Consider the following 25,811-nt stretch of genomic DNA (forward strand, 5'->3'; position numbering starts at 1 on the left):
TACAATGGATGGGTTATGCGACATTATGTGAATTGGGTAAGGATACCTGCCAATGTTATTGACGATTTCTACTACCTACCAGCCCGCGACGGAGCTGGGTTATCTGCTGCATAAGAATCCTACACGGCTGCAGACGTTTGATTTGAATTTTGGTCGGGCCCACGTTTTCTATCCGGAGGCGAGTGAGCAGCGCTGTACCGCTGCTCTGCTGCTCGATGTTGACGCTGTCCAGCTTGTGCGTGGTAAGGGCAATGCCGGCTCTTCACTGGATCAGTATGTGAATGATCGCCCTTATGTGGCCTCGTCCTTCCTTAGCGTGGCGCTGGCCGATGTGTTCGGGACCGCTCTCAACGGACGCTGTAAGCAGCGTCCCGAGCTGGTTGTGACCCCGCTACCGCTGCAGGCGCAGATCGCGGTAATCCCCTGTCCGGAGGGAGAGGAGTGGCTGCGGCGACTGTTTGAGCCGCTAGGCTATAGCGTGGAGGCGGTGCAGCATCCCCTGGATGAGCTGCATCCCGAGTGGGGGATGAGTTCCTACTTTACGCTGACGCTGCGCGCCGAGTGCCGTCTGAGCGAGCTGCTGACCCACCTCTATGTGTTGATCCCGGTGCTGGATAACAGCAAGCACTACTGGATCGGTGATGATGAGGTCAACAAGCTGCTGACACGCGGACAGGGCTGGCTGGAGAAGCATCCCGAGCGGCGGCGCATCGCCTATAACTATCTGCGCCACAAGAAGAGTCTGACGCGCGATGCCTTGTCACGCCTGATTCCTGAGGAGGCCGAAGTTGAGGCCACTGATCTTGAGGCCACCGACGAACAGGTGAGCGAGGAGGACACGTCCACGGAGGCGCAGTCCGCCGCAGCTGAAGCGGCGCGGGCGACACAGGAAAAGAAGGAGAAGCGCAAGAGCCTACATGAGCAGCGCCTGCAGGCCGCGCTAGAGGCGGTGAGGCAGCGGGGAGCGAAGCGCGTGCTCGATCTGGGCTGCGGCGAGGGCCGTTTGCTCAGGATGCTGCTGCAGGAGAAGAGCATTGAGCATATCCTGGGCCTGGACGTCTCATATCGCGCCCTGGAACTGGCCCAGAAGCGTCTGCATCTGGATAGGATGCCGGAGCGACAGCGCGAGCGTCTGACGCTGGTGCATGGTGCCCTGACCTACCGCGACCAGCGCCTGGAAGGCTACGACGCCGCCTGCGTGATCGAGGTGATCGAACATATGGATCAGCCCCGGCTGCGCTCCTTTGAGCGCGTGCTGTTCGAGTTTGCCCATCCCGAGACGGTGGTGATTACCACGCCCAACGCCGAGTACAACGTCAAATTTGAGACGCTGGACGCGGGCACCTTTCGCCACCAGGATCATCGCTTCGAGTGGACGCGTGAGCAGTTTCAAAACTGGTCGCGGCAGCTGGCCGAGCGCTTTGGCTATCAGGTGCAGTTCTCTCCCATTGGACCCGAGGATGCCGAGGTTGGCGCCCCCTCGCAGATGGGCATCTTCTCACGTCACCAGTCACTAACACAGTAGGTCCGAGGTTTATATCGATGAAGATTACTATTCCGGAATTCGCGCTGGTGGTGTTGATTGGCCCCTCCGGTTCGGGCAAGTCTACCTTTGCGCGTACCCACTTCAAGCCGACCGAGATCCTGTCGTCCGACTATTGCCGTGGTCTTGTCTCCGACGATGAGAACGACCAGGCGGCGACCAGAGATGCCTTTGAGGTGCTGCACTTTATCGCCGCCAAACGCCTGGCCGCCGGTAAATTAACGGTTATTGATGCCACCAATGTTCAGGCAGAGGCGCGCAAGGCTCTGCTGACCCTGGCCCGGCAATATCACTGCCTGGTATTCACGATCGTCTTTAACCTGCCGGAGAGCGTCTGTCATGAGCGCAATCGTCAGCGCGCCGACCGGCAGTTTGGTCCCCATGTGGTTCGCCTGCAGTCGGCGCAGATGCGCAAGTCGCTGCGCACCCTGAAGACCGAGGGCTTCCCGCAGGTCGTGGTCCTCTCGTCGCCGGAGCAGGTGGCCGAGGTCGAGATCGAGCGCCAGCGGCTGTGGAACAATCTGAAGCACGAGCATGGTCCCTTTGATATCATCGGCGATGTGCACGGTTGCTTCGATGAGTTGTGCCTGCTGTTACAACGGCTCGGCTACGTGGTGGAGCAGCATAATGATGGAGAGGAGCCGCGCTTCCAGGTGACGCATCCCGAGGGTCGCAAGGTGATCTTCCTGGGTGACCTGGTCGATCGCGGGCCCGCTACGCCGGCCGTCCTGCGCCTGGTGATGGATATGGTTGCTTCTGGTAGCGCCTTCTGTGTGCCCGGCAACCACGATGCCAAGCTGCTGCGCAAGCTGAAGGGCAGGGATGTCTCGCTCAAGCACGGCATCGTCGAGACGCTGCAGCAGCTTGAGTTGGAATCCCCGGAATTCAAGCAGCGCGTGCTGGCGTTCATCGATAAGCTGATCAGCCACTACGTGTTGGACGATGGGAAGCTGGTGGTGGCCCACGCGGGACTGCCGGAGGCCATGCAGGGGCGTGGCTCGCGGGCGGTGCGCGAGTTTACGCTCTACGGCGAGACCACCGGGGAGACCGACGAGTTCGGCCTGCCAATCCGCTATAACTGGGCCGCCGACTATCGCGGTCGTTCCATGGTGGTCTATGGCCATACGCCGGTTCCCGAGCCGACGTGGCTCAACAACACCATCAACATCGACACCGGCTGCGTCTTCGGCGGTCGGCTGACCGCCCTGCAATATCCCGAGAAAGAACTGGTCTCGGTGGCGGCGTTACACACCTATTGTGAGCCGGTGCGTCCACTGACACCCGTGGCGGCGCCCGAGCTCTCCCTGCAGCAGCAGCACGATGATCTACTGGATGTGCAGGATGTGAGCGGCAAGCGCCTGCTGGAGACGCGCCTGCAGGCGAAACTGACGATCCGCGAGGAGAACTCCATCGCCGCCCTGGAGGTTATGAGCCGCTTCGCCGCCAATCCTCGCTGGTTGATCTACCTGCCGCCGACCATGTCGCCGAGCGAGACCAGTCAGCAGCCGGGCTTCCTGGAATATCCGGAGGAGGCTTTTGCCTACTATCGTCGCCAGGGCGTCGAGCGCGTGGTGTGCGAGGAGAAACACATGGGCTCGCGCGCCATCGTCGTGGTCTGCCGCGATGAGCAGGTCGCGCGCCAGCGTTTCGGCGTCATCAACGAGGGCATCGGCATCTGCTATACCCGTACCGGCCGCCACTTCTTCGACGACGATCAGCTAGAGGCGGCCTTGCTGGGACGCGTCCAGGCCGCCCTGAACGCTAGCGGTTTCTGGGAACGGCTCGAAACGGATTGGGTCTGCCTGGACTGTGAGCTGCTGCCGTGGTCCGTCAAGGCGCAGTCACTGGTCTTAAAGCAGTATGCCGCCGTGGGGTCCGCGTCGCGCTACGCTCTGGAATCGTCCATGGCCGCGCTCGAACAGGCTCAGGAGCATGGCATAGAGGTCGATCAGTTACTGGGTACCTATCAGCGGAAGCAGCAACTGGCCGGGCGCTACGTCAATGCCTACCGCCAGTATTGCTGGCCCGTCAATAGCCTGGATGATCTCAAGCTGGCCCCGTTCCATATCCTGGCCACGCAGGGAGCCGTCCACATCGACAGGAACCACGCCTGGCACATGGAAACGCTGGCCGAGGTCTGTCGCGCCGATCCGCAACTGCTGCTGGCCACGCCCTACCGCGTCATCGATGTCAACGATCCCGCCAGCGTCGAGCAGGGCATCGACTGGTGGAGCCAGCTCACCTCGCGTGGTGGAGAGGGCATGGTCGTCAAGCCCTATGATTTTATCGTTTCGGGATCACGTGGCCTGCTGCAGCCGGCCATAAAGTGTCGTGGACCTGAGTACCTGCGCATCATCTACGGCCTGGAGTACGACGTGCCCGAGAACCTGAGCCGCCTGCGCTCGCGTGGCCTCGGTGCTAAGCGCTCGCTCGCCCTGCGCGAATTCGCCCTCGGCATCGAAGCGCTTGAACGCTTCGTCCGTGGCGAACCCCTGCGCCGCGTCCACGAATGCGTCTTCGGCGTCCTCGCCCTCGAAAGCGAGCCCGTCGATCCCCGCCTCTAACCCTTGATATAATATGGACCACCGATCATCTATGCGACGATCGGTGGTACACTTCTTTTGCGGTAAAATGGGGGTATTATTGACGTTCGGATGAAAGGGATATCTATGCGCCTGGTTTTGTTGGAGATGGAACTGGCAGTGTGCCGCCTGGGACCCGAAGAAGAGGTGCCCATCTGGGCCGTGCGGCGGACCGGCTTCTTTTCGCTTACCGCGACCGAGGATGAGCTGTCGCTGGTCTGCGTGGCCGACGCCGTTCCAGAGGGTGTGCGCTGCGAACGTGGCTGGCGCGCATTGAAAGTAATAGGACCTTTGGACTTCTCGCTGGTTGGTATTTTGGCCTCCCTGTCTGACACGCTGGCGCGGGCGCAGGTCTCCATTTTCGCCGTTTCTACCTTTGATACCGACTATATCCTGTTCAAAGAGGCGCAACTGGCACAGGCCAGCACCGCGTTGCGGCAAGGTGGTCATGAGCTCATTCGTTTCTAATGCGACTTTTGCTGAAATATCTTGTTTTGTACTGTAGAGCATTGTATCTATTTAAGCTTATCTGTACGTACTCTAAGCAGATGTTTATTCATTAATATAAAATGCAACGAGGATGACAATGTCTACAACTGCTAATCCCCAGGGCATACAGCGGCCAACGGCCCAGCGAACCGCGGGCGGTGAAGACCGGCAGAACGCGAGGAGGCGTTATGCAATCCAGTTTGCCGTCTGGTGCATCGGACTTATCGTTTTCCTGATTACCTGTGTCATTGTCCATGGGCATCCCAAACCATATTCCTTCGATCTATCGATCACCCAGACGGTGCAGGGATTTCATGTGCCGGACTATATCAACGCGATCTTCACCTTTCCCAGTACATTGAATAATCCCGTTCCTTCGGAGGTCGCGCTGGGCCTCTGGCTGGCGTTCATGCTGATTATGGCCTTGATCACCCGCCTGCGTGGCAGATCGCCCCTGACCTGGCTGCAATCGGTAGTCTTCCTGGTGGTGACCGTGATGAGTTCCGCTGGCCTGAACGTGCTGGCTGACGACCTGGTGGCCCGCCCGCGGCCAAATCCCCATACCGAGCCGATCCATGTGATGGGGCCGATCGTGCCTTTCCCGACCTACCCTTCAGGACATACGGAGCACGACGTGGCCTACTATGGCTTCCTGCTTTACCTGAGCTTTACCAAACCGGTGCGCGAGTGGCGCTATCGCTGGTTTTTGCTGCCTCTGCAGATCTACGCGGTCTACGACATTCTGATGATCGGGTATTCTCGTATCCTGGAAGGTGATCACTGGTTCACCGACGTCATGGGCGGCTATCTCGAAGGAACGGTCTATCTGTTCTTCTTCATTTTCCTCTACCGCTGGACCACTACCTGGCTGGCCAAATGGCGCGAAGAGAGACAGGCCAAGAAGGCGGCCGCCCATGCATGATGAATGATACAAAAAATGCGTGCTCAGCACGCATTTTTTGTATCATTCATCATATTTTCCGTCTTAGCGTGGTGTCAGGTGGCGAGAGAGCAAGAAGGAGCCGATATTGGTGATGTTCTCGATCTCGCCTCCATCCAGCAGATTGACGATGCGCTTGATGACTGTACGGCGCGGCTGACCGGTGGTAGTGGGCACGGTAAAGCCGATCACGCGTGTATACTCGGGCTCGCGCTCGCTACGAATCGCCTCCGCCATCATCTCCAGCAGTTCCGCGATATCTAATCCCAGCGCCCGAGCCAGGCTCTCCAGCACCTTGGCCGAGGGATACTTCTGCCCACGCTCAATCTCTCCTACATAGATCTCTGAGAGGCCAGCTTTCTCTCCCAACTCTTTAATTGTCAGATTGCGATACTGGCGTTCCTGGCGTACGACGCGCCCCAGTGTTTCCTGTAAATCAGCCATCGTTCATCCCCTCATGGTATTCACCAGATAATTGTTGTTCTTTATTATATATGTTTTCAGGGTCCACTGTATAATTTTCACCTATGCTGAGAGCATTGCTCCAAAAACTCACATGCTAACAGCATAGCTATACCCTATCAAGATAGGCCATGCGCCTGCTATATTCAAGATAAATAAATCGTCGTCACCGTCGTCGTGGATGCTGGGTTCGCCCCTAAAGGCGTTAACTAAGCCGAGGAATGACCCTCTGCGCTCCCCAGGCGGGAGGTGCAGGAGGGCGGTGAGCCCTCCTGCCGGGGTTTGGGGTGTCCCCAAATCTCTTTCTCTCTTTTTACGCGCCGCCGCAGGCGGCGCGAGAGGAGAAAGGAACAAAAAAGAGGAGAATAAGGATTATGTTTTTTTCACCACAACCGTTTGCACCGAAGTTAGCAGATCATGAGGTACGCTCATACTTACCAATTCCAACCGTCTATGATGCCGCGCCCGCTAAACAGGCGCAGTGGGAATACCACCTGCTCGCCATCAATACCCGTGAGGATGCGCTGGCGGATGCCGAGCAGCTCAACGAACTGGGGAAAGACGGCTGGATCCTGGTCAATATCCTGGATGAGCGGACCTCGGGGAAGGGTTCCCACGTCTATTATTACTTTGTGCGCCAGAATTTGAATGCTTAACTTATCAAGATGAGTTAGAAGGAGAAGATAGATATGATGGCTTCCAGTGTACTGGTTCCAACCGTTTTAGAGAATACCGGACGCGGTGAGCGCGCCTACGACATCTATTCGCGCCTGCTCAAAGAGCGCATCATCATGGTCAACGGGGCCGTTGAGGATACTATGGCTAATCTGATCGTGGCCCAGCTTCTGTTCCTGGCATCCGAGAGCTCGGAGCGCGAGATCAACATGTATATCAGCTCGCCCGGCGGCGTCATTTCCGCCGGACTGGCTATCTACGATACGATGCGCTCGCTGCCCTGCCCGGTCGCTACGACCTGCGTCGGCTACGCGGCCAGCTTCGGCACCATCCTGCTGCTGGCCGGTGATAAGGGCCGGCGTCGCTCGCTACCCCATGCTCGCATCCACATGCACCAGCCCCTGATCCAGGGTGGTATCGGTGGCCAGGCGACCGACATCGACATCCATGCCCGCGAGATCCTCTACACCCGTGATGTCATGAACGGCATTATCCAGAAGCACACAGGACAACCTCTGGAGCGCATCCGCCACGACACCGAGCGTGACTACTTCATGAGTGCCGAAGAGGCCGTCGAATACGGCATCATCGACGAAGTCCTGCCCCTGGCCGAAAAAGAGGGATAATTTATATGAAATGGGAGGTGCGAAACCTGCGTGCTCAGCACGCAGGTTTCGCACCTCCCATTTCATATATTATTTGATTATAAATGCCCCCGTAGGTTCGACCCTTGCGGTCAAAAATCCCCTTTTTTCCGAAGAAACTCTGTATGTATCTATTGTGAGCAAGATCAAAGAAGTTTTTTCTGCCCTGAGACCATATACTGGTTTTGCATATAAATGGTCACAATTAAAAATAGAGAACAGGCATGAGGAGGAACATAGAAGCATGGGTACAGTTTATTCAAAAGACGGCACCGCGATCGCGTTTGATCGTTCAGGTGAGGGGACGCCGCTGATCCTGGTCGATGGCGCCATGTGCTACCGTGGATTCGGGCCTATGGGCGACCTGGTTCCGAAGCTGGCGCCACACTTTACGGTCTTTAGCTACGATCGCCGTGGCCGAGGCGAGAGCGGCGATACGCTTCCCTATGCGGTCGAGCGTGAGATTGAGGACCTCGATGCCCTCATTCAGGAGGCTGGCGGATCGGCCTTTGTCTATGGTATCTCTTCGGGCGCGGCGCTGTCCCTGGCCGCGACCGCCAGTGGACTCGTTATCAAGAAGCTGGCCCTATATGAGCCGCCCTTCAACCTTGATGAGGGTACGCGTGCGCAATCGTTGGCGAGCCTGGCGCAGCTCAGACGCTTGAGCGCCGAGGACCGCCGGGGTGAGATGGTCGAGGCCTTTATGACGCAGGTTGGTCTCCCGGCCGAGGCTATCAGCCAGATGCGCAACGCTCCGTCATGGCCAATGATGGAGGCGCTCGCTCCTACACTGGCATACGACCTCACCATCCTGGGCGATGGCTCGTTGCCGCGTGGGCGGGCCTCATCCATCTCGATCCCCACGCTTGTGATGGCTGGCGGCGCAGGCTGGCCGTGGATGCTCGATAGCACGCAAGAGCTCGCCAGCGCTATCCCCAACGCCCAATACCGCGTTCTGGAGGGCCAGACGCACGAGGTCGCCGCAGACGCCATCGCACCTGCCCTTATCGAATTCTTTATCCATACCGTGCTATAACGCATCCCGTAGGTTCGGCCGCAAGGGCCAATACTTTCAACTTTAGCGCAAGCAACAAGAAAAATGACCACAGTACGTGCGGGGCTTGCCCCCGCTTTTGTCCTTCCCGCTCGAAAAAGCAACATGAAAGGTGTCCCGCATCAGCAGAAGCCTTCATTGATGAGCTCCAAGGAAGCAAAGCGGGGGCAAGCCCCGCACGTACTGTGGTCGTTTCTCTTTTTGCATTTTCTTACGTTGAAAGTATTGGCCCTTGCGGCCGATTTTCCTCGTCCCACGATAATGCGCCCGTAGATTCGGCCCTTGCGGCCGATTTTTCTACAACGGTTGAATGTGGATGCTGTCGATGGTGAGCGATTGGGCGGCGGTCGGCGTGGCCCCGAAGCGTAGCACGCCGCGTGGCGTGGCGACGGCGTACTGGTTGTCGAGCCAGGCCACAAAGCCCAGGGGACGCGTGGGTGGCTGCGGCGCGCGCAGCACCAGGTTGTCGTCGACCCAGAAGCGCGCCTCGCCGGCGCGCCATTCCAGGCTATAGCTGTGCCATTCTGTGATGTCGGTCTCGATCAGCGCCTCACGAGCCCCGCTCAGCCTCTGCAGCCAGCGGGCGGCAGGGGCGCTATCCTGGCTCACGCGACCCCAGCCGGTGGCCAGGGCGGTAGGTAGCGTCGCTAGCAGGGCGCCAGGTCGCATGCTGTGGATGACCTGGGCCTTCCAGCCCCAGCCGGGCACACCTGGGACCAGGGCCATGTTCGAGGGCGGGGCGGCATAAAAGAACCAGACCGCCTCCGGCAGCATGAGCACATCGCCGCGTACCGAGAAGGGATAGTTCCAGAAGCCGAAGCCGGCTGTGCCGCGTAGCACCGTCATATCATCCGCGCCGGTGGTCGCGCCTGCGGCCGGATGGGATGCGCGGGCCCGCACCTCCATACGCAGGGGTGGACGCCAGGGAAATTGCGCGCGCGCCAGTTTCCCATAGTCATCGATCTGGGCGTCGGCATAGTCCCCGGCCGGATTTTCTGGCAGGAGCATCTGTAGCGTTGCCGTCTCAAGTTGAAGTTTGCCTGTGCCGATGCAGGTCTGCGTCCAGTGGGAATGAATGCCCTGCTCGAAGTTGTCGCTAAAAGCTGCCTGTAGCGTTGCTCTACCCTCTACTAACTATCTACTATCTGTGTATCCTGCTTCCTGCACGTTTAATTCAGGTTGTTGGTTTCTACGTCCAGGGATATGACCTTACGAGCTGGTATTTGCAGGAGCTCTTCCTCTAATCGCTGCCAGACCAGCATGTCCGCCTGCTGGTTATTGACCGGCTTATTCCTGGTTGCGGCCCGCAGCATAGTCTCCGCCACCATCTGGCGGAAGTGCGAGAAATATTCTTTCTGCTGCCGATGGGAGGGCATGACGCAGAGCGCGATCTCTTCAGGCGCGTAGAAATCCTCGGGTTCAAAGGCCAGCGCCACCAGGTCTGCGTACTGCTGGACCAGGTCTGTGCGCGACTGCGATAGAAAGTAGTCAATCTGCGTGCTGGACACGAGCAGAACACCGGCGATCTTACCGGCGTACAGGATGGGATAGATGGCCGTGCTCTTCTCGTGCTCGACGCGCGACGCCGGCATCAGATTATGTTCTTTATCCAGGTTCTGGATGATGCCCGGTCGGCAGAGCGTCACCACGTTCCCGGCCAGAGACTCGGCCCCCAGGAACATCGCGTTCTGCTCGAGGTTGCCCACCCAGGGGGGCGTTCCCAGTCCAACGCTTTCACGCAGGCTGCGCACCTTCTTGTATGGGCCCGAGGGTGGCATGCAGCGCACTACCCAGATTGACATACCATGGCGCTCAGGATCGAGCTGTCCTATCGCCTGTTGCAAGATCAGATGTGAGGTTGACCAGAAGCGTAAATTCTCGGTTGTAGATGCACGCGCCACCAGTACGCGGGCATAGAATTCGGCGGGAATGGTTTTCAGGGTAACTTCTTGTGGCGCAGCCACGATCTCGGCGACGCCCCGCTCTTCTTTTACCAGCTGACGCATCTGTTCCTGGTAGCGTTGTGGTAACGCGTTAATCAACTGGCGCAAGTTCTGTGGACGGGGATCAGACTCCCCACCGACCCAGCGCGTAAATGTGATAGGCGTAACGTTCAGCGTATCGATGAGATGCTGCTTTTCTTTCGGGTCGCTGATAATTTGTCCTAATAATTCGCGCCACGTCCGTGCTTCTTGCATATTTTTACCCTAATCGCTGAATTCGACATGAAAAGCGCCTACTTGAAACCATGATACCAGCTAACAACTATGACGTCAACAGTAAAAAGTTATATTGGCATAAAAAAAGTCTTAAGGCGTAATCAAGAGTCATAAGGGGAAAGAGTCAGCAAAAAAGCGCGCTTTTTTGCTGACTCTTTCCCCTTATGACTCTTTTATTTGGGGGGATTCTGGTTATAATCCTGGGAGGCTTTTGGCCCAGGCTGGTGACGAACGAACGGGTGATCGGCGTTTCGCTATCGCGTCCCTGGTGGGATCCTTTCCCTTTGTCATTTTTGCTGGGGATGATGCTGGCGGTGAGGCTTAAGAGCGGCGCGACGACCTCGGGCAGGGCTCCGTTGAGGCGCGCAGCGAGCTGGGCCGGGAGCGTGATGATGACATGGCGACTCCCCCTGCGGGCACCGCGTACGATATACTGGGCGGCCCTCTGGGCGCTGATCGAGAAGCCCGGCAGGGTGTCCAGTAGCGTGAAAAGCGTGTACTCGGTGCGATGCTCATCACCCTTCATAACGGTGTTGATGTGCGATCCCGTGCGCATCAGGCCGGGAATGACGGTGGTTACGCGTATCCCATCCCTGGCCAGCTCGCTCTGCAGGCCTTCGGAGAAGCCGACGGCGGCGAACTTGGCGCTGGAGTAGGGTAGTAGATGGGGGACGCTGACCTTGCCGCCGATCGAGGTGATGTTGACGATGCGACCGCTCTTGCGCTCACGCATCTGTGGCAGGACGGCCATCGTCATATTGTAGATACCCCAGAACATGATGTTCATGGCATCCTCAAAATCTTTGCGCGTCAACGTCTGCAGGGGACCCGCGCTGATGATGCCGGCATTGTTGACCAGGATGTCGATGCCGCCAAAGTGGGTGGTGGCCTGCTCGACCGTGCGCTCCACCTCCTGTGGCTGCGTTACGTCACAGGGGAATACCATAACCTGGGCCCCCATCTGCTCCAGTTTTACCTGCGCGCGCTGCATCTCATCCTCGTCGCGGGAGCAGAGCACCAGCTTCGCGCCCGCGCGGGCAAACTCCCCCGCGATCGCCAGCCCCAGGCCGCGCGATCCGCCCGTAATCAACACCACTTTTCCCTTTAGATCTATCTCCTGCTGGCGCTGCAGCACCTGGCTCACAATTCCGACCCCGGCCAGCGCGGCCAGCACCTTCCATCTCGTGCGTAGTATACCCATGATGTTATACAGCCAATCCCTTCTTCTCTTCTGCCTCGTATCCAAACGTGCAAACTCACCATCAAAACTATAGGTTTGTTATGTACACGATTGACCCGCCCAATTGGCCGCCATAATTAACCATCAACCCGAAACGGAGAGGGGCATGCATACCACCGGCATGCATGCCCCTCCGGCCGACTCCGCCCCCCATCGTAGGTTCGGGCCTTGCGCCCGATTACCCCTCCACGCACGTCAACGCCCACATAGGTTCGGACCCTGCGCCCGATTACCCCCTCGGTTTGATCTCGCGCAACAACGTGGTGATCAAGATGGCCAGCAGGGCGACGATCAACAGAGGGCCGGTGATGACGCGGATCGAGGCCAGGGCGGCCACGTTGTTGATCAGCAGCAGAACGGCCAGCAGAACCAGGACGCCGATGAGGATGACCATGTCGCCGACGATGAAGTTGTAGACGGCTTTGATGATGTTCATATGTATCCCTTCCTACTTGTGCTCCAGCGCCGGAGGAACCATCGCGGCCGAGGTTGAGCGCTGCTGTTTGGTCTGTTTGAGCCAGGCGATCAGGCCCAGCGTCGTGAGCAGATAGAGGGCCGCCAGGATGATCAGGAAGGCGTCCGAGAAGAGCCATTCAACGCCCAGCCCCTCTCCGGTCCAGAAGGTGCCGAAGGTGGTGAGCATGATGCCAACTACGAATTTGAGCGTGTTCTCAGGGATTCTGGTCAGCGGTGCGCGTACCAGGGCCCCCAGCAGGATGACCAGCATGCCGGCCACGGCCGCGCCGACGGCCGCCATGCTGATGCCGCAGCTCTGCGAGCAGGTCGGGGTGATGGCGCTGCTGCCGAAGGTGATGACGATAAAGGCGACCTCCAGACCTTCGAGCAGGACCGCTTTATAGGAGAGGGCCAGGCCAAAGGGATGGACGCGCGGCGATACGGTCTCGCCTCGCGCGCGGACCTCGGCCATCGTCTCTTCAAAGATGGCCTCTTCGTCGTGCAGCGCTTTAAGTCCGCTGTAGCGCAGGATGGCCTTCTTGAGCCACTTGAGGCCGAAAAGGACCAGCAAGACGCCGATCACGAGGCGCAGGATGGCGAGTGGAACAAACTGAACGAGGGCGACGCCAAAGGTGGCGATGATAAGGGCGAGGGTCGCGGCGGCGGCTAAGGCGCCCAGCAGCGAACTGCGCCAGTTAATGGTGACGCCGACCACAAGCACAATGGTGAAGGCTTCTACAAACTCAACGGCCGAAGCGAGAAAGGCTCCTGAAATAGCGGCCCATTGCATGCATATGCTCCTGTTCTAGCGAGGGTGTGCATTGCTAGCGGTTAAATAAGAAAATAGATCATGAAAACCCTTCTGTCGATAAGGATTCCCATGACCTATTGTAACACATCATATGCATCTATCGGTTTTAATTTTTAATCGCGACCATCTGCAGCCAGGTGCGAGGGATCTCGGTGAGTCCGAGCTCTTCTCCGGCCTGGTAGACGGCGACTTCCAGGGCTTTTGCAGCCAGGGGCAGCGCCACGCCAGGCAGGGCACCCTCGATGAAGAGCCAGTACTGACCCAGATCGCGCCAGCCATCCAGCGAGATGATGGCGTCGTTCTGTTCTGTCTCGACGTTGGCGAAACCGCTCTGCTTGAGATCCTGGATATACTCATCTCTGGTCATCCATTGCATCGCCATCGCTTTCGCGTCGCGTGAGAGACGAGCCTCTGGATGCTCTTTTTTCAGCCAGCCCACGGCGCGGCGCGTCCACAGACGGTAGAAGCGTTCGGTGCCAGGGACATAAGTGCCCTCGTAGAAGGCGCTATTGCAGCCAAAAATACCTTTGGGGGCGAGGATGGAGGATACCTGTTTGAAGGCCGCCAGTTTGTCGGGTACCAGGTGGATGGCGTTGCAGAAGAAGGCCGCGTCAACGTTCTGGACGATGTGTGGCAGGTCTTCGGCCTCTCCCTGCAGGAAGTTCGCCGGGATGGGGAGTCCTGATTCCTCCATGCCCTTTTGCGCGCGCCGCAACGCCTCCGCCGATGGATCAACGCCCACCAGCTTGATGTTGCTCACGCGCCCCTGCTTGACGAGTTCTTCCGCGATGAGACGGGTGACCGCGCCGGTTCCACATGCCATGTCCACAATCGTCAGCGTTTCGCCTTCCGCTTGTGGCTTGAGATGGGCGAGCGTCTGCTTTACCAGCGCGCGGTTCACCTCGGTATAGAATGCATGGGCTGCGAACGGCTCGAACGTATATAAATTAGTCTCATCAGTTTCAATAAGTCCCATAATAAATGAAGCCTCCTTAACCAAACTGTTTGTTAAAGATTAGATCAAATTTAGTGGCAACTTGTTTCACTGATATGCGAAATTGTTCGAGCAACGTTGAACCTCCTGACCTACATGTGCATCGACATGCCGCCATCGACCGCAATCACCTGCCCGGTGATATAGCCGGCCTCCGGCGAACACAGGAACGCGGCGGCGGTAGCCACTTCATCGGTGGTGCCGAAGCGGCCCAGCGGCGTGTTGTCCAGCATATATTTGCGCTGCGGCTCGGTGACGATGGATGTCAGCTCCGTTGGCACAAAGCCAGGGGCCAGTGCGTTGGCGGTCACATTGCGGCTCGCCATCTCGCGGGCTGTACTCAACGTCAAAGAGATAATCGCGGCCTTGGAGGCGCCATAGTTGGCCTGTCCGGCCGGACCCATCAGGCCCGCCACCGACGCGATGTTCACGATGCGTCCCCAGCGTGCCTTCATCATGCCGCGCAAAGCTGTTTTGGTACATAGGAATGCCGCGCGCAAATTCGTATTCATCACATATTCAAAATCGGCCAATGACATCTGCAGGATTAGCTTATCACGTGTCGTACCTGCGTTATTGACGAGAATCGTCACTGGACCCAGAGCTCCGGTCGCTTCTGCGAAGAGCCGGGCCACATCTTCTTCCTTGCTGACATCAGCCTGGACCGCGATACATCGCCTTCCCAACTCCTCGATACTGGCCTTGGCCTGCGCAGCCGCCTCAGCGTTACTGCGATAATTGATGACTATATCCGCGCCCATCTGCGCCAGTCGCTGGGCGATAGCGCGACCGATACCCTGGCTGCTCCCGGTAATCAGGGCAACTTTGCCCGTTAGTGGAAGAGGATGTTCATTTGACATACATTTGTTCCTTCAATCGAAATAGTTTTTATGGCTACCTGGCTTGTTGTAGTATAGCATAGAGCCTCTAGCCCATTCCAATTGTCCCCCGCCGCAGGCGGGGAAGGGGAGGAAGGAAGACTGGGGGACACCCCCAGACCCCCGGCAGGAGGGCTATGCGCCCTCCTGCACCTCCTGCCGGAGAGTGGAGAGGAAGGAAGACCGGGGGACACCCCCAGACCCCCAGCAGGAGGGCTGCCCGCCCTCCTGCACCTCCCGCTTGAGAGTCGGGAAAGAAGGGATTGGTGGGGGACACCCCGGCAGGAGAGCCAGGCGCCCTCCTGCACCTCCCGCCTAAAGAAGGCCGCCTCAATATAAAGAACGCATGCGGAAAAGAAGGCTCCAAATAAAACGCCCTCGTAGGTTCGGCCCTTGCGGCCGATTTTCGCTTCACGCCCACCCATGCCCCTCGTAGGTTCGGCCCTTGCGGCCGATTTTCTAAACGCGAGAACCACGGAAACGAATGTGAGGGGCATGTTCATGCCGGGGGAGAAATCGGCCGCAAGGGCCGAACCTACCATTCACAATGATTTTTCCCCTTTGCATCCCGGTCATCTGGCGGTCGCGTTCCCCGAAACACGTTTCGTTTGATTGATACGAAACAGGAGCGCATCCCGGTGCCGGGATGCGCTCCTGTGGAGGTATTAAATTGTGGTGCGTGGGACCCGTGGTAGCGTGATGTCGATGCCGGGGTCGAGCCGGGTGTAACGATCGATGATGGCGCCGCGAATCTGTTCGTTGGTCAGGTTGCGCGCCTGTAGGAGCGAGGCTCCGGTGAGCCGGGTGTCGTAGAGGTCGGTGACCAGCAGGTTGGCCCCGCTGAGGTCGGCGTTCGTGAGATCGGCGTGCGTGAGGTTGGCCGCCGATAGGTCGGCGTGGGTGAGCCGGGCGTCGCGCAGGCAGGCGCCGGTCAGATCCGCCATGAAGAGATTGGCGTGCGACAGGTCGGCGTTGCGCAGATCCGCGTAGCGCAGGTAGCGATACGAGAGATCATGGCTGGCGAGGTTGGCACCTTGAAAGCTGCGCGGTAACTGATGGATGTCCGCCGCCTCCGATACCGCTGGCTTTTGGGCGGAAGCGGTGTGTCCTCCAGGCGTGGCAGGTGAGCGAGCTCGTAGGTGACGCGCTCCGTGACCTGGATGCTGCGCCGACGATCCTCGAAGTGCATACGATCGATATGGGCGGTCAGGCGCTGCTCCATGGCGATCATGTCCTTTTCGACCCGCTCCTCCCATCGTTTCCGACGTACCCCCTGGGCCTTTTCCCAGGCCTGTAATTGACTGAGTAGCCGCTCGATGCCCCGCCGTTGCGACCGGGCAACCGAGATGGCCAGGCCGATAATAATGATCCAGCAGCAGATAATGCTGCCGGGAATAATGATTTCACTCATCCTTCACATCCCCCAACGTTTTCTATTTCGTAGAACGTGAATCGGTGCATCAGAGTAACTAAAAGAGCCGAAATAGATTGTATTTTAATACATGTACCATACGCATGATGCTTAATTTGCGAGGACGCATGCACCACGCCCCAGGTCACACCCGTCTGTATAGCCCCTGAAGGCAAAAAGATATATAATAGCGCTACACAGTATATAGGTGGTGTGGTGTGGTCAGCCGTGCGCATGCAGCGCACGGCTGACCACACCACACCACCTATAAGAGATGACAACATTCCTATAGGAGCCTTCTATGTCGCAATATAATCATCCATCCCCAACCTCTTTTTTTCCTGGATGAGGAGAAGCGCACACTGTATCTTTCGTGGACCGACGAGCACGAGAGCGTCCACGATTGGGAGCAGCTGCGCTGGGCCTGCCCCTGCGCCTGGTGCGCCGGTGAGGGCGGGCAGCCGGGCGTGCTGGCCAGCAAGAAGAGCCTGAGTCGCGAAGAGACGACCCTGGTCAATATCGAGCCGGTCGGTCGCTATGGCCTGACCCCGGTCTGGGAAGATGGCCATAAGACGGGTATCTATACCTACGAGAAATTGCGCGCCATGTGCGAATGCGATGAATGTAGGAAGAAAAGGCCGTAACAAGCATAAGCTGTTAGCATTCAATCCCCACATCGTTTTAGCTAGTGAAAAGAAGGTAGTGTAAGTAAAACTCTCTAGAGTATTCTGGCACTCGAAATGGCTAACTGAGTGAGACGATGGAGGATTGATTGATATGAGTACACGTGGGCGTTCGCGCCTGTTGACTTCGCGCTGGCTCTTGCGTATCTTTTTTGCCCTGGTCGTCAGTGGGTTGCTGGTGCTGGCGTTCTTCGCCAGCAATGCCATGTCGCACTAGCATTGCTGCTCTACTCTATGGCGATAGATATACATACAGTAATGGGGCCGCGGCGATACAAAGCAGGTGTGCTACTCCTGACCTGTTTGTATCGCCGCTGAAGTGACTACGAGGAGCGCATCTCCTGAAGCACCTTTCTGATGTCGACCAGGGCCCGCTCTATGTGCTCGGCCTCGATGCCCGCGTGGGTGACGGCGCGAATATGTTTTTCGCCCATGCGACCCAGCAGAACGCCGTGCTCACGCACCTTGCTGAGGAAGAGGTCGATCTCGCTATCGGAGAACGGCTGCTCCCCATGTTGGAGCGAGAAGAGCAGGATGTTCGTCACCACCTGGTCCGGTTGAATCTGGACATGGGGGATGTCCGCCAGGCCATACGCCAGGCGCTCGCAGTTCTCATGATCCTCCGCCAACCGATCCACCATCTGCTCCAGCGCCACGATGCCGGCGGCGGCCAGCACCCCCGCCTGCCGCATTCCTCCACCCAGTACCTTGCGCATGCGCCGCGCGCGACGAATGAAGTCCGCCTCGCCCACCAGTAGCGAGCCCACTGGCGCGCTCAGTCCCTTGGAGAGACAGAACATCATCGAGTCGACGCTAGCCGCCAGCGTGCTCACCGGTACCTTCAACGCGGTGGCCGCGTTGAAGACGCGCGCGCCATCCATATGCACCGCGACGCCGCGATCATGGGCCAGCGTGGTGATCGACTCTATCTGCTCCACCCCCAGTACGGTGCCGCCGCAGCGGTTATGCGAATTCTCGATACAGACCAGGGCGGTGGACGCCGTGTGTTCGTCGCTCTCATCGGCGATGCCGTGTGCGACCGCGTCAATATCAAGCATGCCATCGGGATGGGTGGGCACGACATACATAGGCGATCCGCCGAGGGTGGAGGCGCCGCCGGCCTCATAGCGGTAGATGTGCGATTGATCGCCGACGATGACCGCCTGTCCTCGGCCCGCATGGGTCAGGAGGGCGATGGCGTTGCCCATGGTGCCGCTGGGCACGAAGAGCGCGGCCTCCTTGCCGGTGCTGTGCGCGGCCATCTCCTGCAAACGATTGATGGTGGGATCTTCACTGTACACATCGTCTCCCACCTCGGCCCGGTACATAGCCTCGCGCATCGCCTCCGTCGGCTGGGTTACAGTATCACTACGCAGATCAATATATCTATCATCAATACTCATAAAATATTTCTGCCTTTCCATAGATGCATACTATATTCTTTTCTCGCATCTTCAGTATAGCCTATGCAGGCAAAGCCATGTTTTAGGAGTTGGTGCAATACCACGGGTGGGTGCATTCGCGCCCACCCGTGGTATTGCACCAACTCCTAAAACATTTATATTTATACATCTTTGCTCTCTTTATTATTAAAGAGAGCGATGTGTTATGCAGGCCGCCTGTGCCTGGAAGGAATTGGGGGATATGTCGACGACGAGACACCTACCGCAGGACGCACCTGCTAATGAAAACGATATCAAATGGAAGCGACGGCGGGACATTCCTGTGGCGATCCTGGCCTGGATCGGCGTGGTGGCGGTGGTGCTGTGGGGTGCGGCCCACATAGTACGGGCCCTGCTCCTCCTGATTATCGCAGCCCTGCTGGCCTATGCGCTGATGCCAGGCGTGAAGTGGCTGCAGCGCTTTATTCCGCGCCCCTTCGCCATTGTAAGCATCTGCCTGATCACTCTGGCGTGCCTGAGCCTGCTGCTCTACTTCGTGACCAGCACCGCCGTGCATCAGTTTACCTCGCTGGCGCGTTCGCTGGCCTTTGTGCTGGCACCGCGCCATGGAACCACATCTCCGCTGGAGCACTTTCTGCAGTCCTTCGGTATTACGCAGCAGCAGATCATCGCGGCTCGCCAGCAGTTGATCGCGCGCGGGGAGAACCTGGCCAGCAGCGCCCTGCCCCTGATTACCAGCATTCTGGATGTTCTACTCGACACGGTGGTGGTGGCGGTCATCACCATCTATTTCCTCATCGATGGCCCCCGGATCAATCGCTGGTGCCGCCACAATCTGCCTGACAAGGCGCGACCGGATTTTCTGATCGACACCCTGCAGCGCGTGGTGGGCGGCTACATTCGCGGCCAGTTGATCCTGGCTACCCTGATCGGCCTGCTGGTTGGCATCGGCATGGCGCTGTTCCGCGTGCCATACGCTCTGCTGCTCGGCGTGCTGGCCTTCATTCTGGAGTTCATCCCCATTCTCGGCACCCTCATCTCGGGCGCCATCTGCACCCTGATCGCCCTGACGCAGGGTATCTGGATCGCGGTCGGCGTGCTGATCTACTTTATCATAGTACACATCCTTGAAGGCGACATCGTCGGTCCCCGCATCGTTGGCGAGGCCATCGGCCTGCATCCCATCGTCTCGATCGCCGCCGTCATCGCCGGATCGCAGCTCTTCGGCATCTGGGGCGCCCTGCTGGCCTCCCCCATCGCGGGCGTATTGCAGGCCCTGCTCATCACCGTCTGGCTCGAATGGCGGCACACCCACCCCGAACAGTTCGGCCGCCAGCGCGCAAGATCCTCTCCCCAGGATGATGGACCCCTTGACGACGGCGATCAACCTCAAAGATAGCCGCTACCGTGATTGATGCTCATCTGAATTGGCCCGCCGCGCCGTGTTTGTCTGCCCAGCAGTCATTGTTTGCTGCTCCGCCTCAGGCGTGTGGCTATATCTCATTACCAGGTACACCAGAAATCCCAGCACAATAAAGAACAAAGGAATCAGACTATACGCCAGGTATGCCTCTAATAACATCGCGCTTCCTCCCATATATATGGCGCCGGCAACCACCGGGTACATTCATCGCATTCTATATACACGTTTCTGACCGATACACGTTTCTGACCGCCTCCCGGTCAACCAAATCCCTCCCAACTTTTCCGTTTAGCAGTATGCAAAACGAGAAACGACCACAGTACGTGCGTGGCTTGCCCCCGCTTTTGTCCCTCCCGCTCGAAAAAGCGACAATAAATATTTTTTGCATCAATATAAACCAGCATTAACGAGCGGCAAGCAAGAAAGCGGGGGCAAGCCCCGCACGTACTGCATTTTTATTTATTGTCCATGTCAGAGGTGGTGTGGGCGAATGGGATGGTGGAGGCGCGTTTGACGATGGTGGTCGGGAATGTTTCCTGGACGGTTGTGTCCTGGTGTTGCAGAAGGGCCAGGATCTTCTGGGCGCCGGCCCGACCCAGCTCGCGCAGGGAGATATTGGCGGTGGTGAGCGCTGGCGTGACCATGCGCGCCATGGGGAGGTTGCCGAAGCCACAGATGGAGATGTCCTCGGGCAGGCGCCAGCCGTGCTGATGCAGGCCATACATCAGGCCAAAGGCGGTCTCGTCGTTACAGGCGAAGACGGCGCTGGGCCGCTTCTCGCGTGGCAGCTGGTCCAGCATGGCGGCCGCCCGCTCGCCGCCGGCCTGGGCGAAGTTGCCGGGGAACAGCAACGTATCATCGGGCGTGATGCCGGAATCGGTCAGGGCCTGGCGATAGCCCTGCAGGCGCTGATTGGCGACCGTCACATTGGCGGGCCCGGTCACAAAGGCGATGCGTGTATGTCCCAGTTCGAGCAGGTATCTGGTCAGTTCGTATGCGCCGCCGAGGTTGTCGGGCTGGATCGAGGGCGCCTGGAGATTGTGGGGCGATAACATGACGATGGCCGCGCCCCTGCGCTGGATCTTTTCGATCATGTCATCGATCTCAAGCTGCTCGGGGACGCTGGTCTCATCGGAGCCGCTACCGGTGAAGATAATGCCATCGGCCCGATAGTCCTGCAGCGTCTGCAGATACGAGAGCTCGCGGATCGGGTCGCGCTCGGTGTTGCAGATGATGGTGAGATAGCCGTGGCTGTTGGCGACCTCCTCGACCCCGCGCGCCACCTGCGCGAAATAAGGATCGGCGTTATCTCCTACCAGGACCGCGATCAGCTTGCTGCGCTGCGCTTTAAGGCTACGCGCCAGCGAGTTGGGAACATAGCGCAGCTCTCTGGCGGCAAGCAATACTTTCTCGCGCGTCCCCTCGCTGACAGGATAGGTCGAGCCACTCATGACCCGGCTGGCCGTGGCAACGGAAACCCCCGCTTTCTTCGCCACATCAACGATAGAAGGTGATTCTGAGGTCATCTATTTTTTCTCACCCATATACAAGCTATTCAATCAACAGAAACTGAAAAGCGCCCAATCTTCTCGCACTTTAACAAAAATTCTATCCCCTGTCAATTTTCGAGGCTCCTGTCCTGCTATACCGCAAATACCTGCGGGCAGAAGTGCGGTGAAACCCTCCTTCACGACTGACCGGTAAATGCTCTACAAGTAGAGATGAGACGTGCTATAATGGGCCTTTGTATCCACTGCGCTGGCGAAGAGCGGCGTGTTCTTATAAAGAAAACGAATCGAGGTGTTTCTATGCAGCTCCAGATCCATATAGGTCAGAAGATTGGTGATTACCGCATCGTGGATGAGATCGCCAGAGGGGTGTACGCGTACGTCTACAAGGCGGTCCACAGCTTTCTGTCGCAGCGTCCGGTGGCCCTCAAGATTCTACACACTACCTTTGTCGATCCCGGCGCCGAGCAAGATATACTCCATCAGGAAGCCCAGATCCTGGAGCAGCTGCGCCATCCCCATATTTTATCCATGATCGACTTTGGTACCCACGAGGGCGCGCCCTATATCGTCAAGGAGTACGCGCCGGGCGGATCGTTGCGCGATCACCTGCGCCATCCCCTGCCCCTGTCGCAGGCGCTGGCTCTGTTGGATCAGGTCGGCGAGGGCCTGCAGTTCGCCCACACCCACAGCGTCGTGCACTGCGATCTGAAGCCGGAGAACATCTTATTTAACGCCGACGACCATGCTCTGATCTCGGACTTCGATATCGCGCGCGTCCTGAAATCGGTGAAGACGTCGGGCCACGGCATCGGGGGCACCCCATCCTACATGGCACCCGAGCAGTTCCAGGGCAAGGTGAGCTATGCCAGTGACCAGTATGCGTTGGCATGCATGGCCTATGAGATGCTGACCGGCCAGCGTCCCTTCGCAGGCAACGACGTCGCCACCCTGATGCAGAAGCATCTCCACGAAGAGCCCGTGCCGCCCTCCCAGTTGACCAGGGGGCTGCCCCATTCCGTAGATCAGGCCATCCTGCGCGGCCTGTCGAAAAAGCCCGCCGATCGCTTCAAGGACGTGGCCGCCTTCATCAAAGCACTCGACACCCACCATCAGCACTCCTCCGAGGTGACCACCGCCGACTGGCCCGTCCCCGCCGTCGCACCCCGGCGTGGCAAGCGCCTGATCCTGCGCGCCCCCGGCACCCCCAGAAGCGCCAGAAAGACTCCCGTCGACGATAGCGTCTTCTACGAAGAAACCGTCCCCATGAACGCCGAAGCCACCCTGGCCGACCTCGCGCCCGCGACCGCTCCACGCAAGCGCCGCGCCACCAGCAAAACCTCCACCACCAAAAAAGTCACACCCCGTACCAAAACCACAAAAGCCGTGGAGAAGAGTGCCACCACCAAAAAAGCTCCGGCCCGCGCCAAAACCGAAAAAGCCGAGAGTAAGAGTACCGCGAAAAAAGCTCCGGTTCATGCGAAAACCGAAAAGGCCGAGAGCAAGACCCCTATCAAGAAAGCACCTGCACGCTCTAAAGCTGAAAAGCCCGCCACCAAAAAAGCCCCCGTTCATGCCAAAGGCGAAAAAGCCGAGAGCAAAACCTCTGCCAAAAAAGCCCCTACGCGCGCCAAAACCTCCACCAAAAACACACCACCTCGTAGGTTCGGCCCTTGCGGCCGATTTCTCCTCCCCGCATGGATATGCATCTCACATGCGTTTTCGTGCGTGGAGAGGAAATCGGCCGCAAGGGCCGAACCTACGATTTTCGTTTCCGATGCCGTTACATTGAAGCTTATGGGGCGCAAGGCCCGAACATGTGTGTCCGCTTTTTTATGGATGAGGCGTTATGGAAACGAGATATTTTCTTTGCCCACACAAAGATGAGAAGGAGCTGTCAAAGTGTATGGAGCAACAGGTATCAGATAGCGATGGGGAACTGGCATTGATTGAGCGGGCCACTCATGGAGATGCCGAGGCTTTTCGCTATCTGGTGGTTTTGTATGAGGGCCGGCTGATTGCCTATCTGACACAGATGCTGGGGGGCGATAGGGAGAATGCCCGTGATGTCGCGCAGGAAACATTTATCGCCGTCTATCAAACCCTCCCACATTGGAAGCCGTTGGATTATGTGAACACCGAAGAGTCCGGTCCTCCGGGAAAAGAGGCCCGCTTGCTGGCACCGTGGCTCTACCGGATCGCGACCAATCGCGCGCTTTCCCTGTTGCGCAAGCAGGATGTGCGTCGGCGGATGCATGGTCCGGCTGTTAACCGCTCCGAAAACAGGGAGGTGCCATTTGAACACGGCGCGCAGCAGCCCTCATTTGAGGATAGCTCGATCGCGCGCGAAATGCTGCGCGCCGCGCTCAGTACGCTGGATGAGGACGACGCGGCCTGCCTGGTGCTGCACTACGTCAGCGGGGAGCGCTATGGCGAGATCGCGGCCCGTCTCGGCATGAGCAGCGAGGCCGTGCGCAAGCGGGTGTCGCGCGCGCTGATCGCTCTGCGCAAGGCGTACAGGTTGTTGGATACGGAGGTGTGCTAATGAGTGATATGCAGGCTCTAACCCATGATGAGGCCAATGCCCTTCTGGGTGATTACGTTTCCGCCGAACTCAGCGAGCACATGAGATCCCGTGTTGAACTACACGTACGCAGCTGCCCACGTTGCCAGCAAGATATTGCTGAGATTGAACACGTCCGCCGTCTGATGGCGACCCTGAGGGATGGCGCGCCGCCGACCACCGCATCTTCTCTGGCTGATGCTGTGCTGACAGGACTCGACCAGCCGTCGGCGTTGCAATCTACCGCCTTTCAATTGTTGCCAGCAGAAAATAATCAGCAGAATGACAAAAATGCTTCACCTCCCCGTCCGCTTTTTGGGGATTCAGGCGTTATGGATACAGAAATCGCGCACAGGGAAGATGCGCGCGATCAATACAATAGTACAAAAGATTATGGTCTGAAAAATGTATCTGATCCAAATGCCAATGCTCAAAAAAGGATGCCTGCTATGCAACAACACATTTATGTAAAACGCCAGACAAACACTTCTCTCTGGATCACGCTGGTGGCGGTCGTGGTGGTGGCCGTTATCGTTGGTAGCTTCTTTAGCTTACGCTCGCTACTGGTCAGCCACAACAACAACAATCCGCGGCCTCCACACTACCCGGTTCCCGCCGCGACCGCGACCGCGTCGCCAACCGCTCCTGCGACCCCAACGCCGTCGCCGACTGCCACCAACGTCACGCAACCGGTGCCGCCGACGCGGACAGATTGCCCGGCCCCTAACACAGCGCGTGCTATGGTGACGGCTCCCCTGGCTCAGGGTCCACATCCGCAGATCGTCTATGTTGCCGATTCGAATAGCATCATGCGCTACGATACCGTTTCGCACCAGAGCAGTGAGATTTACGCTGTTCCCAGCCCATATATAGTTAGATCCAGTTTCCTGTCGTCTGATGGACAATGGGTATTGTTCTCGCTGTTCGATACTACGAAGCCTGGCGACACTGCGTATGTCGAATTGCGTATGGCGCGCGTCGATGGGCAGGGGGCACAGACGCTCTTTTGTGGTGAACTGGCCAACCTCACCTGGTCGCCCGGTAAAAAGTGGATCGCCTTTGACGATCCTATTCAGGCCGTTGGTGTAGCCGATACGATCCACCTGATCAACACCACAACCGGGCAGTATCTGGACGCGGTAGATATTCCTCAGCAGAATACCCCTCCTGGATACAATCCACGCCCCTCGTTCTGGGGTTCGCCCACACAGCTGTACCTGTCGGATGGGCTTGGTTCAGTCCCCTCCCATACCTATCTGTTTGATCTCGACAATGGCACACATCAGGACCTCAGCGCATTGCCTCTGGTCAGTACACAGCAGTATGTACAGGGACGTGCTGATGGCTCAAACATCTACCTGCTTGCGTCCTCCTGTTCGGGGGCGGAATGTGGTACTAATCAGGCAGGCATGTCAGAGATCGAACGCCTCTCGACCGACTGGAAGTCGCCACAGGTGTTGTTTAAGAAGCCGCAACTGCTCCTGAACGACTTCAGCGTAGGTGGTACAAATCTGCTGGTGATCGCCAGCAATCCCGCGGCGAGTACACGTGAACTGTGGCTGGTGAAGACCGATGGCGGCGGCACAATCCGGCTTGCCGGCGCACAGGGCAACTGGAATTCAAATCCCAATTTCATGAATGTTGCCAATGGTACGGTGGCTACCTCCGCTGACGGCAGTATGTTCGTGGTCTCTAACTGGCCCTCAGCTTCGGGGACCACTCCTGAGATCGTCTATGGATCATCCAAAGCGGGTGGTACCCTGACGGCGGTCCCCCAGACCAGCGGTACCTACCAGTATGCTCTGGGTTGGACCTCTCTGTAGATCGTATTGC

At 58.1% G+C, this 25,811-nt stretch carries 25 protein-coding genes; 13 read left to right on the forward strand and 12 right to left on the reverse strand.

What is annotated here, in order from left to right:
• The first annotated feature begins 52 nt into the window (after positions 1 to 52).
• From AABA21_RS33255 to AABA21_RS33270, 4 genes are all read left to right on the forward strand, one after another.
• On the forward strand, positions 53 to 1,525 hold the full coding sequence (locus AABA21_RS33255; protein ID WP_338256925.1) for a 3' terminal RNA ribose 2'-O-methyltransferase Hen1: 1,473 nt from the start codon (positions 53 to 55) through the stop codon (positions 1,523 to 1,525).
• A gap of 17 nt (positions 1,526 to 1,542) precedes the next feature.
• The gene (locus tag AABA21_RS33260; protein WP_338256926.1) at positions 1,543 to 4,107 is read left to right on the forward strand and encodes a polynucleotide kinase-phosphatase; all 2,565 of its coding nucleotides are present in this window, start codon (positions 1,543 to 1,545) and stop codon (positions 4,105 to 4,107) included.
• Positions 4,108 to 4,212: 105 nt separating this feature from the next.
• The gene (locus AABA21_RS33265; RefSeq protein WP_338256927.1) at positions 4,213 to 4,593 is read left to right on the forward strand and encodes an ACT domain-containing protein; all 381 of its coding nucleotides are present in this window, start codon (positions 4,213 to 4,215) and stop codon (positions 4,591 to 4,593) included.
• Positions 4,594 to 4,711: 118 nt separating this feature from the next.
• A complete protein-coding gene (locus AABA21_RS33270) occupies positions 4,712 to 5,536 on the forward strand; it encodes a phosphatase PAP2 family protein (protein ID WP_338256928.1) in 825 nt (274 codons plus the stop codon).
• 63 nt (positions 5,537 to 5,599) lie between these two features.
• Here the strand turns inward: AABA21_RS33270 and AABA21_RS33275 are convergent, their stop codons facing one another.
• Positions 5,600 to 5,998, reverse strand: a complete 399-nt coding sequence (locus AABA21_RS33275; protein ID WP_338256929.1) for a helix-turn-helix domain-containing protein — start codon at positions 5,996 to 5,998, stop codon at positions 5,600 to 5,602.
• A 392-nt stretch (positions 5,999 to 6,390) separates the two neighbouring features.
• Between AABA21_RS33275 and AABA21_RS33280 the strand changes: the two genes are divergently transcribed.
• The 3 genes from AABA21_RS33280 (at position 6,391) to AABA21_RS33290 (ending at position 8,371) form a co-directional block, all read left to right on the forward strand.
• Positions 6,391 to 6,672, forward strand: a complete 282-nt coding sequence (locus AABA21_RS33280; RefSeq protein WP_338256930.1) for a hypothetical protein — start codon at positions 6,391 to 6,393, stop codon at positions 6,670 to 6,672.
• A gap of 33 nt (positions 6,673 to 6,705) precedes the next feature.
• Positions 6,706 to 7,317, forward strand: coding sequence for an ATP-dependent Clp protease proteolytic subunit (locus tag AABA21_RS33285; protein WP_338256931.1), 612 nt, complete (start codon positions 6,706 to 6,708; stop codon positions 7,315 to 7,317).
• Positions 7,318 to 7,579: 262 nt separating this feature from the next.
• Positions 7,580 to 8,371, forward strand: coding sequence for an alpha/beta fold hydrolase (locus AABA21_RS33290; RefSeq protein WP_338256933.1), 792 nt, complete (start codon positions 7,580 to 7,582; stop codon positions 8,369 to 8,371).
• A gap of 315 nt (positions 8,372 to 8,686) precedes the next feature.
• On the opposite strand, the gene AABA21_RS33295 is transcribed toward AABA21_RS33290, so the two are convergent.
• From AABA21_RS33295 to AABA21_RS33330, 8 genes are all read right to left on the reverse strand, one after another.
• Positions 8,687 to 9,397 (reverse strand): LamG domain-containing protein, encoded by a 711-nt coding sequence (locus tag AABA21_RS33295; protein ID WP_338256935.1) that lies wholly within the window; start codon positions 9,395 to 9,397, stop codon positions 8,687 to 8,689.
• A 161-nt stretch (positions 9,398 to 9,558) separates the two neighbouring features.
• Positions 9,559 to 10,587, reverse strand: coding sequence for a GAF domain-containing protein (locus tag AABA21_RS33300; protein WP_338256937.1), 1,029 nt, complete (start codon positions 10,585 to 10,587; stop codon positions 9,559 to 9,561).
• A gap of 145 nt (positions 10,588 to 10,732) precedes the next feature.
• Positions 10,733 to 11,854: an SDR family NAD(P)-dependent oxidoreductase gene (locus AABA21_RS33305; RefSeq protein ID WP_338256938.1), complete on the reverse strand. Its 1,122-nt coding sequence runs from the start codon at positions 11,852 to 11,854 to the stop codon at positions 10,733 to 10,735.
• A 223-nt stretch (positions 11,855 to 12,077) separates the two neighbouring features.
• On the reverse strand, positions 12,078 to 12,284 hold the full coding sequence (locus AABA21_RS33310; protein ID WP_338256939.1) for a hypothetical protein: 207 nt from the start codon (positions 12,282 to 12,284) through the stop codon (positions 12,078 to 12,080).
• A gap of 12 nt (positions 12,285 to 12,296) precedes the next feature.
• Positions 12,297 to 13,094, reverse strand: coding sequence for a COG4280 domain-containing protein (locus AABA21_RS33315; RefSeq protein WP_338256940.1), 798 nt, complete (start codon positions 13,092 to 13,094; stop codon positions 12,297 to 12,299).
• Between the two features lie 127 nt (positions 13,095 to 13,221).
• Positions 13,222 to 14,091: a class I SAM-dependent methyltransferase gene (locus tag AABA21_RS33320; protein WP_338256941.1), complete on the reverse strand. Its 870-nt coding sequence runs from the start codon at positions 14,089 to 14,091 to the stop codon at positions 13,222 to 13,224.
• Between the two features lie 110 nt (positions 14,092 to 14,201).
• A complete protein-coding gene (gene fabG / locus AABA21_RS33325) occupies positions 14,202 to 14,969 on the reverse strand; it encodes a 3-oxoacyl-[acyl-carrier-protein] reductase (RefSeq protein WP_338256942.1) in 768 nt (255 codons plus the stop codon).
• Positions 14,970 to 15,652: 683 nt separating this feature from the next.
• Positions 15,653 to 16,243, reverse strand: a complete 591-nt coding sequence (locus AABA21_RS33330; RefSeq protein WP_338256943.1) for a pentapeptide repeat-containing protein — start codon at positions 16,241 to 16,243, stop codon at positions 15,653 to 15,655.
• A gap of 496 nt (positions 16,244 to 16,739) precedes the next feature.
• Between AABA21_RS33330 and AABA21_RS33335 the strand changes: the two genes are divergently transcribed.
• On the forward strand, positions 16,740 to 17,042 hold the full coding sequence (locus tag AABA21_RS33335) for a gamma-butyrobetaine hydroxylase-like domain-containing protein (protein WP_338258516.1): 303 nt from the start codon (positions 16,740 to 16,742) through the stop codon (positions 17,040 to 17,042).
• A 133-nt stretch (positions 17,043 to 17,175) separates the two neighbouring features.
• Complete coding sequence (locus tag AABA21_RS33340; protein WP_338256944.1) at positions 17,176 to 17,298, forward strand: hypothetical protein; 123 nt, start codon at positions 17,176 to 17,178, stop codon at positions 17,296 to 17,298.
• 106 nt (positions 17,299 to 17,404) lie between these two features.
• On the opposite strand, the gene ltaE is transcribed toward AABA21_RS33340, so the two are convergent.
• The gene (gene ltaE, locus AABA21_RS33345; RefSeq protein ID WP_338256945.1) at positions 17,405 to 18,484 is read right to left on the reverse strand and encodes a low-specificity L-threonine aldolase; all 1,080 of its coding nucleotides are present in this window, start codon (positions 18,482 to 18,484) and stop codon (positions 17,405 to 17,407) included.
• A 241-nt stretch (positions 18,485 to 18,725) separates the two neighbouring features.
• Between ltaE and AABA21_RS33350 the strand changes: the two genes are divergently transcribed.
• Positions 18,726 to 19,883 (forward strand): AI-2E family transporter, encoded by a 1,158-nt coding sequence (locus tag AABA21_RS33350; protein WP_338256946.1) that lies wholly within the window; start codon positions 18,726 to 18,728, stop codon positions 19,881 to 19,883.
• Between the two features lie 3 nt (positions 19,884 to 19,886).
• Here the strand turns inward: AABA21_RS33350 and AABA21_RS33355 are convergent, their stop codons facing one another.
• Together AABA21_RS33355 and AABA21_RS33360 are read right to left on the reverse strand one after the other, a co-directional pair.
• Entirely contained in the window at positions 19,887 to 20,066 is a 180-nt protein-coding gene (locus AABA21_RS33355; protein WP_338256948.1) for a hypothetical protein, read from the reverse strand.
• 296 nt (positions 20,067 to 20,362) lie between these two features.
• Positions 20,363 to 21,433 (reverse strand): LacI family DNA-binding transcriptional regulator, encoded by a 1,071-nt coding sequence (locus AABA21_RS33360; protein ID WP_338256950.1) that lies wholly within the window; start codon positions 21,431 to 21,433, stop codon positions 20,363 to 20,365.
• Positions 21,434 to 21,715: 282 nt separating this feature from the next.
• Between AABA21_RS33360 and AABA21_RS33365 the strand changes: the two genes are divergently transcribed.
• From AABA21_RS33365 to AABA21_RS33375, 3 genes are read left to right on the forward strand one after another with little or no spacing between them, the layout of a single operon-like run.
• Positions 21,716 to 23,302, forward strand: coding sequence for a protein kinase domain-containing protein (locus AABA21_RS33365; RefSeq protein ID WP_338256951.1), 1,587 nt, complete (start codon positions 21,716 to 21,718; stop codon positions 23,300 to 23,302).
• A gap of 19 nt (positions 23,303 to 23,321) precedes the next feature.
• Positions 23,322 to 23,960, forward strand: coding sequence for an RNA polymerase sigma factor (locus tag AABA21_RS33370; protein ID WP_338256952.1), 639 nt, complete (start codon positions 23,322 to 23,324; stop codon positions 23,958 to 23,960).
• Entirely contained in the window at positions 23,960 to 25,801 is a 1,842-nt protein-coding gene (locus tag AABA21_RS33375) for an anti-sigma factor family protein (protein WP_338256953.1), read from the forward strand. The genes AABA21_RS33370 and AABA21_RS33375 overlap by 1 nt, the downstream gene beginning before the upstream one ends.
• Positions 25,802 to 25,811 lie beyond the last annotated feature (10 nt).

The sequence above is a fragment of the Dictyobacter halimunensis genome (assembly GCF_036245075.1).

Coding starts and splice junctions, on each gene's coding strand:
- AABA21_RS33255 (WP_338256925.1), top strand. CDS start 53: ATGTTATTGACGATTTCTACTACCTACCAGCCCGCGACGGAGCTGGGT.
- AABA21_RS33260 (WP_338256926.1), top strand. CDS start 1,543: ATGAAGATTACTATTCCGGAATTCGCGCTGGTGGTGTTGATTGGCCCC.
- AABA21_RS33265 (WP_338256927.1), top strand. CDS start 4,213: ATGCGCCTGGTTTTGTTGGAGATGGAACTGGCAGTGTGCCGCCTGGGA.
- AABA21_RS33270 (WP_338256928.1), top strand. CDS start 4,712: ATGTCTACAACTGCTAATCCCCAGGGCATACAGCGGCCAACGGCCCAG.
- AABA21_RS33275 (WP_338256929.1), bottom strand. CDS start 5,998: ATGGCTGATTTACAGGAAACACTGGGGCGCGTCGTACGCCAGGAACGC.
- AABA21_RS33280 (WP_338256930.1), top strand. CDS start 6,391: ATGTTTTTTTCACCACAACCGTTTGCACCGAAGTTAGCAGATCATGAG.
- AABA21_RS33285 (WP_338256931.1), top strand. CDS start 6,706: ATGATGGCTTCCAGTGTACTGGTTCCAACCGTTTTAGAGAATACCGGA.
- AABA21_RS33290 (WP_338256933.1), top strand. CDS start 7,580: ATGGGTACAGTTTATTCAAAAGACGGCACCGCGATCGCGTTTGATCGT.
- AABA21_RS33295 (WP_338256935.1), bottom strand. CDS start 9,397: ATGCTCCTGCCAGAAAATCCGGCCGGGGACTATGCCGACGCCCAGATC.
- AABA21_RS33300 (WP_338256937.1), bottom strand. CDS start 10,587: ATGCAAGAAGCACGGACGTGGCGCGAATTATTAGGACAAATTATCAGC.
- AABA21_RS33310 (WP_338256939.1), bottom strand. CDS start 12,284: ATGAACATCATCAAAGCCGTCTACAACTTCATCGTCGGCGACATGGTC.
- AABA21_RS33315 (WP_338256940.1), bottom strand. CDS start 13,094: ATGCAATGGGCCGCTATTTCAGGAGCCTTTCTCGCTTCGGCCGTTGAG.
- AABA21_RS33320 (WP_338256941.1), bottom strand. CDS start 14,091: ATGGGACTTATTGAAACTGATGAGACTAATTTATATACGTTCGAGCCG.
- fabG (WP_338256942.1), bottom strand. CDS start 14,969: ATGTCAAATGAACATCCTCTTCCACTAACGGGCAAAGTTGCCCTGATT.
- AABA21_RS33330 (WP_338256943.1), bottom strand. CDS start 16,243: ATGGGAGGAGCGGGTCGAAAAGGACATGATCGCCATGGAGCAGCGCCT.
- AABA21_RS33340 (WP_338256944.1), top strand. CDS start 17,176: ATGAGTACACGTGGGCGTTCGCGCCTGTTGACTTCGCGCTGGCTCTTG.
- ltaE (WP_338256945.1), bottom strand. CDS start 18,484: ATGAGTATTGATGATAGATATATTGATCTGCGTAGTGATACTGTAACC.
- AABA21_RS33350 (WP_338256946.1), top strand. CDS start 18,726: ATGTCGACGACGAGACACCTACCGCAGGACGCACCTGCTAATGAAAAC.
- AABA21_RS33355 (WP_338256948.1), bottom strand. CDS start 20,066: ATGTTATTAGAGGCATACCTGGCGTATAGTCTGATTCCTTTGTTCTTT.
- AABA21_RS33360 (WP_338256950.1), bottom strand. CDS start 21,433: ATGACCTCAGAATCACCTTCTATCGTTGATGTGGCGAAGAAAGCGGGG.
- AABA21_RS33365 (WP_338256951.1), top strand. CDS start 21,716: ATGCAGCTCCAGATCCATATAGGTCAGAAGATTGGTGATTACCGCATC.
- AABA21_RS33370 (WP_338256952.1), top strand. CDS start 23,322: ATGGAGCAACAGGTATCAGATAGCGATGGGGAACTGGCATTGATTGAG.
- AABA21_RS33375 (WP_338256953.1), top strand. CDS start 23,960: ATGAGTGATATGCAGGCTCTAACCCATGATGAGGCCAATGCCCTTCTG.